Raw genomic sequence first — 14,967 nt, 5'->3', positions numbered from 1 at the left:
AGAGTCTAACAAGAATCAAATCCTAAAAACCATAATTCATGAAAAGTATCATTGCCATCATTTTAAGCTTAGCAGTATTTTTCACAACAGAAAAAAATACTGCCCCTGCCACTGTCAACAAATCTGAGAGTTCAGTCATGTGGAAAGCCGCCAAAGTAACCGGAGAACATTGGGGCTATGTTCCGATAGCGGATGCAACCTTAGACTATTCCAACGGGAAAATCACAGGAGGATCCTTTGAAATGGACATGGTCAACTTAACTGTAGAAGACCTTACCGATCCAAAATCCAAAGGTAATCTGACCAATCACCTAAAATCAGATGATTTTTTCTCAGTGGAGAAGTTCAATACTGCCTCTTTTAAAATCACTGATGCAAAAAGTAGTAATGGAAGAGATTACGTGATTTCCGGAAACTTGACCATCAAGGGGATCTCACAACCCATTAGTTTCCCAGCTAAAGTGTCAACCTCAGGAAATAAACTAACGGCTGAAGGTGATATCACTTTTGACAGAACAAAATTTGATATCAAATTCAGATCAGGAAATTACTTTGAAAACCTGGCTGATAAGTTGATTTATGACGATGTCAACCTAAAAGTAAAACTAGTAGCTAGTATCTGATTACCACAATTGAAATAAAGTTTAAGGCCTGAGATTTCTCGGGCCTTTTTTCGTTGAACCTGAATCAGCATGCGCTTCTAGAGGAATTAGAATCCCTGCCAATTTTTTGATTAAATTGATGCGAACAATAATCCCTGCATCATGAAAAACTTACTCTTTACTTTCGCCTTATTACTTCCTATTCTTTCATTTTCACAAAATCAGACCAAACCCTTCCTTAATCTGGAAGATGCTCTAAAAATCACAGAAGCTGCTCAGGCAAAAGCCCAATCTGAAGGCTGGAATGTTGTGATAGTCATATTAGATGATGGAGGCAACTTGATTTCTCTGAGGCGTATGGATGGGGTCCAGGTTGGAAGTATTGAAGTCGCTCAAGCAAAAGCCAAAAGCGCCGTGTATTTCAAGCGTCCAACCAAGGTTTTTGAAGACTTGATGAAGGCAGAGGGCGGAAGCAGAATAGCTACCTTACCCAATGCAGTAGGCATTGAAGGAGGATTACCGATTTTTAAAGATGGCTTTTGCATAGGTGCCATTGGAATATCAGGAGTGACTTCGGCCCAAGATGGCATCATTGCAGCAGCCGGATTAGCTTCTATTGGGCAATAGCTATTTAAATATCAAACTTCACAGTAATAAGCGCATACCTAGGTTGAACCAGATACGAAAAGGTACTGATCAGATTTTCTGAAAAGCTATCTCTTCTAATTGATCTGGTGTCCAAGATATTCCAAACTGAAAGCTTCAATTCCCAAGGGCTTTTAGGACCCTGATAACTTAGAAAAGCATTGAGGAAATCAAAATCGCTCTGAATTTGTGAGACCTTGTTCAAATACGTGTTATAAGTATAATCCGCATTCAATTTCAAGCCCTTATAAATATCAAGGTCTATTTCCACTTTAGGACTATGGGTGATAAATGTGTTCTCTATTGGTCCGGAATTGTAAATGTTAGAGGTAAAAGAATAAGCCAAATCAACCTCCAAAACCTTGAAAAAAGTACTGGTCAATCGTGTATCATAAGTCTGAGAAAACTGCTGGTTCCTGACAGGGGAATCATTCAACAATAAATTCGTGCTGAAAGAATTCCATTTTCCACCTACCTCAAATTTGAGTTTGTTCAAAGATTTATCAACCCTGATATCTCCATTCAAACTTTCATTGACAGGAGTCGCATTGACTAAACTCAGTAATCTATTTATTCCTGCAAAGTCGGTATTGGTAATGATATCATCCCTTTTCCGGATATAATTCAGGTTGCCGAAAACACTCAGCCCACTGAAAAAATCATAGTGGGAATAATTCAGATTATGAGTTGTAAATAGGCCATTTTCCAAAATTCGGTTTCCCTGAAAAAGTGCATTATAATCCTGAAGCACAAAGCCTCTAGCTAATTTCTGGATATCCATAAAATTCGCCTCAGTCAGATATCTGTAGGTTAAGGATTTATTGGAGCGAATATTCCATTTGGCATACATTGAAGGAAGCAGTAATAGCTTGTTGAAATTTTGTTCATTATCTAACTGCAAGTCTCTCCAAGCATACTGGTGTAGATTAAGCGTGGGACTTATAACCCATTTATTCCATTTAGTTTTCCAAGTCATCCCTACATACCGGTCCTGAAGTCCAAACTCATTTTCATTTTCAAAATCAGAAAAAGTCTGCTCGGAGCCAACCTGCTCCAATTGGCCAATCAGATTTTGAGAGAAATTCTGATAGCCTAAAGTCCAGTTCAAATGATTGGTTGGATTCAGGATATAATAGTAATTGAAAGCAGCCTCCCAAGTATTTGTGGTGATTTCCTGAGACTGAAGCAACCTGTAAGTTTCTGCATCTGCAATTGGATATAAGCCCTGCAGAGGTTTGAGATTGGTGTTCAAATCAAAAATTGGATCCGAAAACTTACTTTCCCAATTGAGTTCAGTTGAAAACACATGACGTTCACTAGGAGCATGATACCACTCTAACTTTTGCTGCAAAGCATAGGGTGTTCGGGTATTACGCGAGTCAATTCTTTGATTGATGTCTCCAAAATTCGAATTCAAGTCATTTGCATTGCTGATTTCAGAGAGTTTTCCGAATAAACTGTACTTCAGATAAGTTTCCTCTTTCGGAGTGTAGGTCAATGCATACTTCGCCAATCCGGATTTGTTTTCAACAAAGCTTTCAGAGTTCAATTGCTCTTGGGTATCCTCGCCAGAATTCAGGTAGGTTCTTAGTGAATTGCTTCCCAGTTGATTGGCTGAAGTCGATGCTATCAAAAATCCCGAATGCCTCCATTTTTTGCTTGGGGAGTAGTTTAGATTCAATGCTCCTAGCGTACTTTGTAGGTCAAAAGCATTGGTTCTATTTGCTAAAGGAATCCCCAAATCTTCTGAATTTAGCTGAACTCTTGAACCAGATCTGGAACTCAAACCAGAAAGTCCTCCACTAAACCTAAAATAATCCTGCAATGTGAAAGACTGTTCCCCTACATTATTACTTCCTCCTATCAAATTCACATTTAATTTCGGAGCGTAATAAAAGGCATTTACATGTCCTAGATATCTTTCCTCCGGTCCTGCTCCTCCGGTCAAGTCTCCGAAAACAAGATTTTTCTTTCCCTCCTTCAATTGGATATTCAAAGCCAAAGTTTCATTGGTATCCAAGCCTCTGATAGGTGATACTTCATTGAAATTTTTCAGCACCTGAACTCGGTCGACTGCATTGGCTGATAAATTCTTAGTTGCCAATTTGGTGTCACCATCAAAAAAAGTCTTCCCATCCACCAAGACCTTGTCTACCTTTTTGCCTTGCACCTTTACCTCCCCGTTTTCATCCACTTGGAAACCCGGAAGTTTTTCCAGTACATGCTCTAACTTTCGTTCTGAACCTGTGGTGAAAGCATCTGTTTTATAGGTCAAGGTATCTCCCTTCATAGTCACTGGAAGCTCAGACACCACCTCCACTACACCCAATTCTGTATCTGCCTGCTGAAGTGTCACATTGAGTGGTTTTTCCGAATCCCATTCACTGATGGTTGATTCAAATTGAACGTAACCTACAAAAGAGACTCTCAAGAGATAGCTAGGACCTTCGGCAAGCGTAATTTTGAACCTTCCCTCAGCATTGGTAATTCCAAAGCCGCCGATTTTTTGAGTGCTCTGATTAATAGCCACAACATTCGCATAAGGTATGGGTCGATTCAGCGAGTCCAGTACTTGCCCAATAAGGGGTTTGCTTTGACCATATGCTGAGAGGGCCAATCCAATGAAAAAGGCTAAAAGGAGTAATCTTTTAGAAAAAAGCATTTTGGTTAAGTATGATGTATAAAATCAGAAAGCTGGATGAGTTTAGTTAGAAGGTACTCTAAAGTGTCACATCTTATTTCTAGCCTCTAGTGTCTCGCATCTAGAATCTTGCTTCTCAAATCAATTCCCAATCCGTATCGTAAACCGATTACCATCTCCAGGTTTACCCTGATATCGATTCATCATTTGCTTCATACTTTCCTCTTGCATAGCTCTAAACTCTTCCCTATTGACTTCTTTTCCTCTTTTGGGAATCTGAATTTCTACTGGTTCTTTGGAGGGATTCAATTCAATTTTTTCACAAATAAGCGTTCTCCCCTCACTCTGTAATTCCAAAATAAGTCCTGGCAGACCAAAATAATTTTCGGGACCATGTGGAACGGGGATTTCCGGAGTAAACCAAGCAACTACCTGAATCGTGTCTTTCACAGATTCCATTTCAGTCATTCCAGTGGAAAATCTCTGTGAGTCAATGATTCGAGCGTAAATAGCTTTTTGAGCTTGGTAATTTCCTATTTTTTTTGATTCTCCAGTCAACTCCCATTCTACTGGTTCAAGATTATCTTTGATCAATAAATCTTTCCCCATCATTTCCTGCTCTTGAATGTAAGTTTGCTCTGCCAGGTTTTTATAAAGTACACGATCCTGACTTCCAGTATTAATCATAATTTGCATTCCGCCAGAAGATGCAGTAGCTGGTCCGCCTCCCAAACTTTCTACTTGCTTCCAGTTTGATTCGGTTGGAGTGAAAGACAATACATAGTCTCTTTCCATTTGTTTCTTCAATTGAGCTTGGATTTCTGCTATTTGCTCAGGGTTCATTTTAGTGGAATCCATGGATAATTTTATCTGGGAACTGGATTTGTAAAAAGCCCTTCCTGTTAGGCCTTGGGCCAGTGCTAAGTTTCCCAGTAAAAAGAAAGAAAAGAATGCCGTGAATAGTAATGATTTGGTTTTCATAGTTCTTTTTGTTTTGTTCACAAATCAAGAAATACTCTTAAAAACATTGAGTTAAGCACTGTTAACGAGTGTTAACAGTCATTTTTTAACTTTAATAATGCTTCTATTTTAGCACAGTGAAATCGAGTAAAACTACATTTCCACAATGGATTGGTATTCAAAATGCGAGATTCCATCTGGCATTTGAACAACAAATTCCTTTCAGATGAAAAAGTTACAATTCAAGCGCATAGGTTTTTTAATAGTCTTCACCTTACTGGTCAGCATTGGCATTCAGGTTTGGAGAAACTACAACCAGTTTCTGCTGATTCAAGAGCAGCTAGTGTCTGAAATCCAGCAAAGTTTGGACAATGCAGTGGAGAACTACTATGCCGAATTGGCGAAAACAGATGTCATTACCTTAACAGATATGAGATCTGAGGGTAAAAGCAGGACAGATTCTGGAAACGTCAAGCAACAGATTCAACATTTGAGAATCAAGAAGCTGGACACTTTGGGGAGCTTTTTAGACCGAGTCGGCCAGAGTAAAGAACTTTTTCAGGCTCTTGAGAATGTTGAGAAAGGAGGATTGGACTCATTCCTATGGAAGTCTTCCGACCAAAAAGACAGCTTGAATAATATTGTTTTACTAGACTCTGGCCGAAGTATGGGCATGGATAAAAAGAACGAGCTCAGGATTTTCATGGGAAAAAGTAATGCAGACAGTATCAACCGCCTGGAATTTCTGACTAGTAAAATCATCATTTCCATTACTAGAGATAGCTTAGATTTTGAAAAAATCAATGCCTATTTATTTGAAGAGTTGGACAGAAAAGGAATTGATATCAATTATCGATTAATTCATTTGACTGGAAATGAAAAAGAAGACAGCCTGCTTGTCTCTAACACTCCGAACATGCCTTTCAAGACGGTTTCAAGATCCACATTTCTTCCTCCGGGACAAAGTTTGGAGATGTACTTTGAAAATACTGCACTGACTGTTCTAAAAAGGGGAATGCTCGAAGTATTGACTTCCTTACTCTTTCTGGGAATCATTGGCTTTGCTTTTTATTATTTATACCAAACCATCAAAAACCAGAAAGAAATAGCAGAAATCAAGCAAGATCTGATTAGTAATATCACTCACGAATTCAAAACCCCTATTGCCACTACCCTTTCTGCCATTGAAGGGATTGAACAATTTAACCCAGCCAATGACCCTGAAAAGAACAAGCGCTATTTGGGAATATCTAAATCGCAAATGCACAAGCTCAATCAGATGGTCGAAAAATTATTAGAAACAGCCACCTTAGATACTGATCAGTTGATTGTAAAAAAAGAGGCAATCGACCCTGAGCCTTTATTGAGGCAATTGATCCAAAAATTTCAGACAATAGCTCCTGAAAAGAAAATTGACTTGATTTTGCCCGCACAACTTAAACCTATTTGGGCAGATGCTTTTCACTTTGAAAATGTGATCTCCAACCTTTTGGATAACGCTGTGAAATATGGAGGGAATGAGATTCTATTAGGCATTGATCAAAATGGCATGCATAAAATTCGAATTCACGACAATGGAGGAAATATCGCAGCAGACCAAAAAAACCGGATTTTTGAACAATTTTACAGGATACCGAAAGGAGATGTTCATGATGTGAAAGGTTTCGGGATAGGACTATATTATGTTCGGAAGATCCTGGAGAAGCATGAAGGAAAAATAGAACTATTAACGGGAAAAAATTCCACCACATTTATTACCTATTGGCCATGAGTAAAATCCAAGTACTATTAGCAGAAGATGAGCTGGCTTTAGGCATGATTATACAGGAAAGTCTGGAGAGTCGTGACTTCAAGGTTAGACTCTGCGAGGATGGACAAAAGGCTTGGGAAAGTTATCAATCCTCAAAACCGGATATTTTGATATTAGATGTGATGATGCCTAAAAAGGATGGGTTTTCTTTAGCGGAAGAAATTCGAAAAATTGATCCCTATACCCCGATTATTTTTTTGACCTCTAAAAGTCAGACTGAAGATGTGGTCAAAGGCTTTGGCTTAGGAGCCAATGACTATGTACGCAAACCCTTTAGTATGGAGGAATTAATTGTTCGAATCAAGGCTCATCTTGACAGACTGCGAACCCGACAAAATCAGAATGATTGGTTACCGATTGGTCAATATGAATTTCACCCAACCAAACAGATTCTCCGAATTAAAGATTCAGAATGCCCATTAACGGCCAGAGAAAGTCAACTTTTGCAAATGCTGTTGGAAAATGCCAATGACATTACCGACAGAACACTGATTTTGAATCAAATATGGGGATCTGACGATTTTTTTAATGCCCGCAGCATGGACGTATTTATCACCAAGCTCCGGAAAAAATTACAGGATGATCCCGAAATTCAAATTTTGAATATCAGAGGATATGGATTTAAGTTAGTTTGCTAAAACTTTTTGATTTATTCTACTCAACCTCATTCAGTTAATAATGACCTAAAGAATTTGCTTTTTTGAGGGACTAACTGTATTTTGAATAGAATAGCATTAATTATTTATTCACAGATTCATCTTTTCATTTACCATTTTCCAAACATCCATTTGTATCAAGTTTAGAAAAATTTTTAAATTTCTTGAGCTGATAAAAGAGGATAACAAATTGATTGAATTGAAGTTATATCGCAAATCTTATTCTTTCCTTAGAACGAATATCCTTTAAATTGATTCTTGTTTTCAAAAGAAAGATATTAAAGACTGTTTTTCTGCCTTACTCTTAGACCTATGCCTAATTCATTTATAGAGGACAATAAAGATCTTGAATTCCAAAAACAATTGTTGGAAGAATTGACCCATTCTGGAACATGGGAATTAAATCTTCAACAAAACAAATTGTCTTGGTCACAAGGTGTTTTTAAAATGCTTGGTTACGAACCAAACGAGTTTGAGGTAACTTTTGAGAAAGGACTTTCGGTAATTCACCCAGAAGATAGAGAGAGAGCAGTTGACCATATGAATGAGGTGCTCAACAAGTCCAAAGATTATAAAATTAAAAAAAGGCTTATAAAAAACGATGGAACTCATATTTGGGTAATTTCCAAAGCAAAATGGCTAAAAAATAATACCACAGGCGAAACAATTCTATCAGGTGCTTTTAGGGATATAACTGAAATTTTGTCTACCAAGAAAGAATTGGAGACAGTAGTAGAAACGAATCAGTCTCTCTATGAGAATTTGGATGGAATTTTTTGGGAGGCAGATGCACAAACATTTGAATTTTTATTTGTTAGTCCACAGGTTGAAAAAATCACAGGATTTACTCAGGAGGAGTGGCTTGCTGACCCCAAATTCTGGCAAAATCACATTTTTCTTGAAGACAGGGACAGTGCAATAAACCTATGTCACTTAGAAACTCAAAGGTTGAAAGACCATGCATTCGACTACAGATTCATTAAAAAAGATGGTGAATTAATTTGGTTGAATGACAGAGTGAAGGTGATTTCCGAAAATGGAAAAGCTGTGAAGCTTCAGGGATTGATGGTAGATATTACTAGAGAAAAAAATATCACGGCAGCCCTGCAGGAAGAGATAGCTCTAAACCAATCTTTCCTTCACAAATTACCCGGAATATTTTTTCTGTTTGACTTAAAAGGGAAAATCATTTTATGGAACCATAATATCGAATCAATCTCCGGTTATTCTGAGCAAGAGATTAGAGAAATGAAGCCGGATGATTTTTTTAAAAAAGAAGATCAGAAGCGAATTTTAGATGAGATTAAAAAGGTAGCGGAAGAAGATAGAAATGAAGTTCTAATGGAAATACAGGCCAAGGATGGCCGAAATATCCCAGTTCATTTTTCTGCATCTTTAATTCAATACCAAGGCAAACCATGCATTCTAGGGATTGGGCAAGATATCCGAGAATTGATAGAGTCTAAGAGGCTGATAGAGGAAAATATTGAGCGGTATGAACTGGTAACGAAAGCTACGAACGAAGCTATCTGGGACTATGATTTCAGAGAAGAAAGCTTACACTGTGGTGATGGCTTTTTCAAATTATTTGGGTATGAGCCATCTGAGATGTCTCTTGAAAAATTTATGGGTTTAATTCATCCCGACGACCAGGAAAGAGTTACAAAAAAAATCCAAGATTACTTGACTCCTGACTTGTCTAAAACCAATTGGCTGGATGAATTCAGGTTTAAAAAGAAAAATAATATTTACACCTATGTGGTCAGCAAGGCGATTTTCCTGAGAAATAAACAAGGCTATATCACCAGAATAGTAGGCTCTATTCAAGACATTTCCCATCAAAAAGAATACGAGCGATCCCTCAAAAGTTTGAATGAAAAACTGGAGCTTCATATACGGGAGTTAGCATTCTCTAATCAGGAACTTCAGCGTTTTGCCTTTATTGCATCCCATGATTTACAAGAACCACTGAGAATGATCTCAAGCTTTATGGGTTTGTTGGAAAAAAGATATGGTGACAAACTTGATGATAAGGCTTTAAAATATATCTCTTTTGCTACAGAAGGAGCAAAGCAAATGCAGAGGATTATCCTTGATTTGCTAGAGCACTCTCGTGTCGGCAGCCCTGATGAATCAAAAGTTAACCTCTCAGTAGATAAGCTTCTGAAGGAAATACAGCTATATCTCAAGAAAAATATTCAAGAAAAATCTGTGAAAATCACTCACAGCCAACTTCCTTCTATTCATACTTTTAAAACTCCGCTGTTTCAGATTTTCATGAATTTGATTTCAAATTCAATCAAATATGCTCATCCTGAAAGAACTCCCGCGATTCACATTGATTGTAAGGAATTAAAAAACCATTGGCAGTTTTCTATTTCAGATAATGGCATTGGAATTTCACCTGAGTATTTTGAAAAGATATTCGTCATTTTTGAGAGACTTCATACTAAAGATAAATTTGAAGGAACCGGTATAGGGTTGGCTATTGTCAAGAAAGCTGTAGAATATTTGGGAGGTGAGATTAAAGTCAAATCAGAGATAAATGTAGGGTCTACCTTCACATTCACATTCAAAAAATAAGGGGCAAAATTCTTATTGCCCCTTTTGTCCTCCTTAGCGAGAACAGATTAAATTTCTTCTGATTCATTTTTCTTTTCAATAGGCATTCTTGCCTTCGTATCAATTAACCATTGATCAAGCTTTGCCTGAAGTTCTTTTGCTATTTCCGACTCTTCATTGAAAAGATTATTTTTTTCCTCTCGATCATTAGTCAAATTATATAACTCATCCATCCCGGGCTCATAATAATGGATCAGTTTCCAATCTCCGGAGCGAATTATGGAATAAGGAATGACAGTAGTCTCCCGATAATGAGGAAAATGCCAAAACAAATCTCTTTCTTCTAGGTCTTCCTCACCAATAAGAAGACTCTTTAAACTCTTTCCTTCCAATTCTGAATCAATTTTATTTTGATTAAGAAAATCCAAAATAGTTGGAATCCAGTCCATCGTTATGATCGGGACTTCAATTTCCTTTCCCTGAGGGATAATTCCCGGAAGACTGACTATGGTCGGAACTCGTATGCCTCCTTCGTAAGGAAAGCCTTTTTGAGACCTAAGGCCCAGATTTACGGTAATTGGCTTATCCGGATTTCCTATCAAACCTCCATTGTCCGAGGTAAAAATCAATAGCGTATTTTCTCTCAGTCCTTTCTCGTTTAAGTACTCCATCAACTTCCCGATATTGAAATCGAGATTTTCGATCAAGGCTGCATACTCTGGATTATTTTGAACTCCCTTTTCTTTTTCTTCATACTTAGACACCAATTCGGGAGGCCCCATGATGGGTGTATGAACTGCATAAGGAGCCCAATGCACAAAGAAAGGGCCTTCCTTATTTTCAATAAATTGGACCAATTCATCGCTTTCCCGGTCCGTCAAAAACTCCCCTTTTTCTCGAGGAGGTAGATTTTTCATTTCATAAAACTCTCTCGGCTGCGCAGCTTGATAAGGGTCAAAATAACTCGGTGGCTGCCCTAGATCATTACCTCCTATATTCACATCAAATCCTTGATCCTCGGGATGAAATCCTTCCTCTCCTAAATGCCACTTTCCCAAGTGTAGTGTATGATATCCTAGTTTTTTCATTCGTTCGGCGATAGTCTCCTCCTCTAATGGGAGGTAACCCTGAATCTTGGGAGTTTCCAAAGGTCTTCCCTCAAATTCTTCGTATTCTCCAAGTTCACCGGAAGTAGAATAGCCTTGGAATTTTGCCCGAATCCAATCTGTAATCCCTAATCTTGCTGGATATTTTCCTGTCAAAAGTGCTGCTCTGGTGGGTGAACAAATCGCAGCTGCTGCATAGGAATTGGTAAATAGAGTCCCCTCCTGAGCAAGTCGATTTAAATTGGGTGTTTCATAAAAGTCAGAACCAAATGGCTGAATATCTGCCCAGCCTAAATCATCTACATGGATTAAAATAATATTGAGTGGCTTTTCCTCAGGTTTAGTGCATGAAATCAAAAAATTAAGGAAGACAAAAGCCCAAAATCCTTTACCATCCATACAATTAAAATACCGTTTTTCCATTTATCATACTTATAAAATCAATTCATAGAAATTCCCTAACCTTTTGGTTTAAGTAGCGTAAAAACGAACAAAGCTTTAATTGCTTAATTCGGTTAATTACACTCAAAGTCAGGGGATACGCAGGTGGGCCAAACTAGTTCCACCTGCCCTCTGCACCAAATCAATACCTGAGTCCTCTCAAATACTGAATACTTTTTGGCAGGTTTTGAAGTTCTTTTTCGCTCTCGTCCTCGATGAACATGTGCTTGATCCCAATCTTATTGGATTCTCTTAAAATACCGGGGATATCCAACTCACCAGTACCTAAAGGGACATCATTTTCATGGCCAGTTAAGCCGGTCATATCTTTCGGAGCTCCTTTTCGAAAGTCTTTTAAGTGCAGAGAAACCCATCGGTCTCCGTATTTTTTCAAAAGAGCAACAGGATCTCCTCCACCGAAATGCGTCCACATCACATCCATTTGAAGAGAGACATATGCTGGATTAGTATTTTCAACCAAATAATCGAAAAGAGTTCCTTTTCCATAAGGCTGAAATTCATAGCCATGCACATGATATTTAAATGTGATCCCATTCTCTTTAAGCACTTTTCCTCCCTCATTAAAAACTTTGATAGCTCTATCAGCATCTTCTTTGGAAAAAGCTCCTCTTTTATGGGGAATCCATGCACACATCACATACTTAGCTCCCAGTTCCTTTGCCTTGTCCGCGACAGCTTGAGGATCTGACTCCAAAGCTTCGAAGCCAGTTCCGGTAGAAGGAATGCTAATTCCTCTATCGGCCAACATTTTTTTGAAATCTGCAGGATCGACTCCTTGAGGAGCTCCGCCTTCATATTCTTTGAAACCCATACTCTGAATGATATCCAAAGTCTCGGGCACACCGTTTTTCCATTGGTTCCTAAAAGTATAAGAAGCTATACCCAAGGGAACTTGAAGCATAGGATCACCTTTCTTTTGAGCAGATGCCTTCGTTGGAATTAGATTCCAAGCCAAAGCAAGGAATAACAAGCTTATAATATTTTTCATAGGACTTAGGTTGAGATTTTGGGTTATTTTGAGACTTTCACAGCCAATACTCAATCGTGAAATGATTCTATGCTCAATTCAAGAATTGAATTTTCTACAGATTACAAATTCATTTTTTTCAACTCATCCACAGCATGGTTAGCTGCTCTGGCAGTTAAAGTCATAAACATCAATGTAGGGTTCTGAGTACTGGTGCTGGTCATGCAGGCACCATCTGTCACAAAGACATTTGGGCAGGCATGCAACTGATTATGTTTGTTCAGTAAGGAGGTCTTAGGATCTTTCCCCATTCTAACTCCTCCCATTTCGTGGATATCTGATCCTGGAGGCGCTTGGGAGTCAGAAACAGCAATATTGGTAAAGCCCATACGCTCAAACATCTCTGTTTGCTGTTCTAAGAAATCCTGTGTCATTTTATCATCATTTTCGGTCCACTCCACGGACATGATAATTTTAGGAATTCCATACTTATCGGTTTCGGTATCGCTTAAGCGCATATGATTGCTTTCAACCGGAACCATTTCCCCTTGCATCCAAGCTGACATGGTCCAAGGTCCATGCTCTTGATTCAATAAATTATCCCGCAACTGATGACCGATCACATCTGTATCGGAAGTCATACCTCTGCCACCAGCCATTCCGATAGCATAGCCTCTTAAAAAGTCAGTATCCTGCTTGAAGACATTTCTAAACCTGGGAACATAAGCGTGTCCAGGATGTCTACCTTCTGTAGCTTTATCTTGAAAGCCTTCAAAAGTTGCAAAACCCTTCCCTCTATAATTATGACAGGCCATAAATTTACCCATCAACCCATTATCATTCCCTAATCCATTCGGGAAACGGCTGGATTTAGAATTCAACAGAATAGCATTGGAGTTAATTGTGGAAGCATTGACAAAAATGATCTTGGAATAAAATTCCATAGCCTCCTTCGTGTTTCTATCAATTATCCTTACACCGATAGCTCTGCCTTTCTCCTCATCGTAAAGAATTGATTCTACCACTGCATCCGGGCGAACGGTCAGGTTTCCTGTTTTTTCAGCCCAAGGTAAGGTGGACGCATTTGCGGAAAAATATCCTCCATAAACACAGCCTCGATTACACATATTTTGATGCTGGCATTTATTTCTTCCTTGTTGTTTATGGATTTCTTGAGGGTCGGTCAAATGGGCACATCTTCCCTGAATAAGATGTCTATTGCCATACATGCTTTTTAATTGCTCAGCATAATATTTCTCTATGCAACTCAATTCAAACCCGGGTTGTACAATTTGATCTGGCAATTCCGGTAAGCCATCACGGCTACCTGCAAAACCAACAAACTTCTCTACATAGCTATACCATGGCTCTAAATCTTGATATCTAATAGGCCAATCCACTGCATAACCATCTCTAGCCGGCCCTTCCAAATCATAATCGGACCATCTCTGAGTTCCTCTCGCCCAAAGCAGAGACTTACCACCTACATGATATCCTCTAAACCAACGAAAGGGCTTCTCCTCTATATAAGGCTGTTCATCCTCAGCCAAAGCCCAATGCATGGTCTCTTCCCTTCCCCAGCGGGCAGCACCTACTCCAGATCTTTTTTCTATGGGAACAGTTCCTCTAAACTCAAATTCCCAAGGAGCCTTGGAGGCTGTAGGATAATCTTCTATATGGCGAACCATTCTTCCACGCTCTAGCACTAGGGTTTTGAGTCCTTTCTCACAGAGTTCTTTGGCAGCCCATCCTCCACTAGCTCCAGAACCGATTACGATTGCATCATAGGAGTTTTGTTGCTTGGCTTTTAGGTTTAGGTTTGACATGTTAATTGGGTTGGATAATATTTGGTTGAAAAAACCAATTAGTACTGAAATCTACCAGACAATAGCATATAAAAGGTAGGAAATTGCTTTAAATAAAATAAAAAGAAAGAAGATTATCTCTCCTAGATTGGCAAGCCAAATTTCCTTTGATAAATAGAACGGGAGACCTAAGCCAAAAGCTTGCATTAATGGAAACTCAATGCTCCCTTCAAGCATGTTACTAGAATTTTTGAAAAAATGGAAGCAAATAAATAGGACTCTCAAGAGGATTAAAAACAAAAACGGGAAGCAATTTTTCAATTACCTCCCGTTTCATAACTCAGAAATCGTAATTCCTGAACTATGCCAAGCTACAGTTACTAACTATCACCAGTTGCCCGGTTCAAAATTCTAAGATTGAATCATCTTCGAAAAGATTTGTCCCATTTGAATACTTCTGTAATGCACTTCTGCAGTAACCTGTCTCAGAATCTCCCGTGAAGGAAATACCATTCATGCCAAAAGCTTCGAAGAACTATTGAGGCTCTTCATCCTGGGCCGATCTGTTTTTGCACTTCTGCGGTTTTCCGTTGCAAACAACTGCATTTAAGCAATTATTCCTTTGTGCACGACTGCTTCATTCCGAAGAACTCAGCTTGCTGATTCACCAAGTTTACATTTCTGGAGTTGCCTCTTTCAACCGATCACTTGCGCGTTCGATCCTTCATGCAATGGTTAGTCTTAAAGTTCA

General features: G+C 38.7%; 10 protein-coding genes. 5 read left to right on the top strand and 5 right to left on the bottom strand.

Annotation, left to right across the window (positions count from 1 at the left end; translation table 11 throughout):
• The first annotated feature begins 38 nt into the window (after positions 1 to 38).
• Both GYM62_RS01060 and GYM62_RS01055 read left to right on the top strand, forming a co-directional pair.
• The gene (locus tag GYM62_RS01060) at positions 39 to 623 is read left to right on the top strand and encodes a YceI family protein (protein WP_219957974.1); all 585 of its coding nucleotides are present in this window, start codon (positions 39 to 41) and stop codon (positions 621 to 623) included.
• Positions 624 to 764: 141 nt separating this feature from the next.
• Positions 765 to 1,229, top strand: coding sequence for a heme-binding protein (locus GYM62_RS01055; RefSeq protein ID WP_219957973.1), 465 nt, complete (start codon positions 765 to 767; stop codon positions 1,227 to 1,229).
• Between the two features lie 4 nt (positions 1,230 to 1,233).
• Here the strand turns inward: GYM62_RS01055 and GYM62_RS01050 are convergent, their stop codons facing one another.
• Entirely contained in the window at positions 1,234 to 3,909 is a 2,676-nt protein-coding gene (locus GYM62_RS01050; RefSeq protein ID WP_219957972.1) for a carboxypeptidase-like regulatory domain-containing protein, read from the bottom strand.
• 120 nt (positions 3,910 to 4,029) lie between these two features.
• Positions 4,030 to 4,869, bottom strand: coding sequence for a GLPGLI family protein (locus tag GYM62_RS01045; protein ID WP_219957971.1), 840 nt, complete (start codon positions 4,867 to 4,869; stop codon positions 4,030 to 4,032).
• Between the two features lie 205 nt (positions 4,870 to 5,074).
• Here GYM62_RS01045 and GYM62_RS01040 point away from each other — a divergent pair, with 205 nt between their 5' ends.
• From GYM62_RS01040 to GYM62_RS01030, 3 genes are all read left to right on the top strand, one after another.
• Positions 5,075 to 6,619, top strand: a complete 1,545-nt coding sequence (locus GYM62_RS01040; protein ID WP_219957970.1) for a sensor histidine kinase KdpD — start codon at positions 5,075 to 5,077, stop codon at positions 6,617 to 6,619.
• Positions 6,616 to 7,296 (top strand): response regulator transcription factor, encoded by a 681-nt coding sequence (locus GYM62_RS01035; RefSeq protein ID WP_091654848.1) that lies wholly within the window; start codon positions 6,616 to 6,618, stop codon positions 7,294 to 7,296. Before GYM62_RS01040 ends, GYM62_RS01035 begins: the two co-directional genes overlap by 4 nt.
• A 330-nt stretch (positions 7,297 to 7,626) precedes the next feature.
• On the top strand, positions 7,627 to 9,897 hold the full coding sequence (locus GYM62_RS01030) for a PAS domain-containing protein (RefSeq protein WP_219957969.1): 2,271 nt from the start codon (positions 7,627 to 7,629) through the stop codon (positions 9,895 to 9,897).
• Between the two features lie 47 nt (positions 9,898 to 9,944).
• Here GYM62_RS01030 and GYM62_RS01025 read toward each other — a convergent pair whose 3' ends face one another.
• From GYM62_RS01025 to GYM62_RS01015, 3 genes are all read right to left on the bottom strand, one after another.
• Positions 9,945 to 11,381, bottom strand: a complete 1,437-nt coding sequence (locus tag GYM62_RS01025) for a sulfatase (RefSeq protein ID WP_255590473.1) — start codon at positions 11,379 to 11,381, stop codon at positions 9,945 to 9,947.
• Positions 11,382 to 11,565: 184 nt separating this feature from the next.
• Positions 11,566 to 12,432 carry a sugar phosphate isomerase/epimerase gene (locus tag GYM62_RS01020; protein WP_219957967.1) on the bottom strand — a complete coding sequence of 289 codons (867 nt, stop codon included), beginning with the start codon at positions 12,430 to 12,432 and terminating at the stop codon, positions 11,566 to 11,568.
• A gap of 101 nt (positions 12,433 to 12,533) precedes the next feature.
• Positions 12,534 to 14,237: a GMC oxidoreductase gene (locus tag GYM62_RS01015; RefSeq protein ID WP_219957966.1), complete on the bottom strand. Its 1,704-nt coding sequence runs from the start codon at positions 14,235 to 14,237 to the stop codon at positions 12,534 to 12,536.
• Positions 14,238 to 14,967 lie beyond the last annotated feature (730 nt).

Origin of the sequence: Algoriphagus sp. NBT04N3 (assembly GCF_019443765.1) — a bacterium.
Lineage (GTDB): Bacteria > Bacteroidota > Bacteroidia > Cytophagales > Cyclobacteriaceae > Algoriphagus > Algoriphagus ornithinivorans.
Note: the sequence above shows the minus strand (reverse complement) of the source record. Positions and strands in the feature narration are given on the sequence as shown.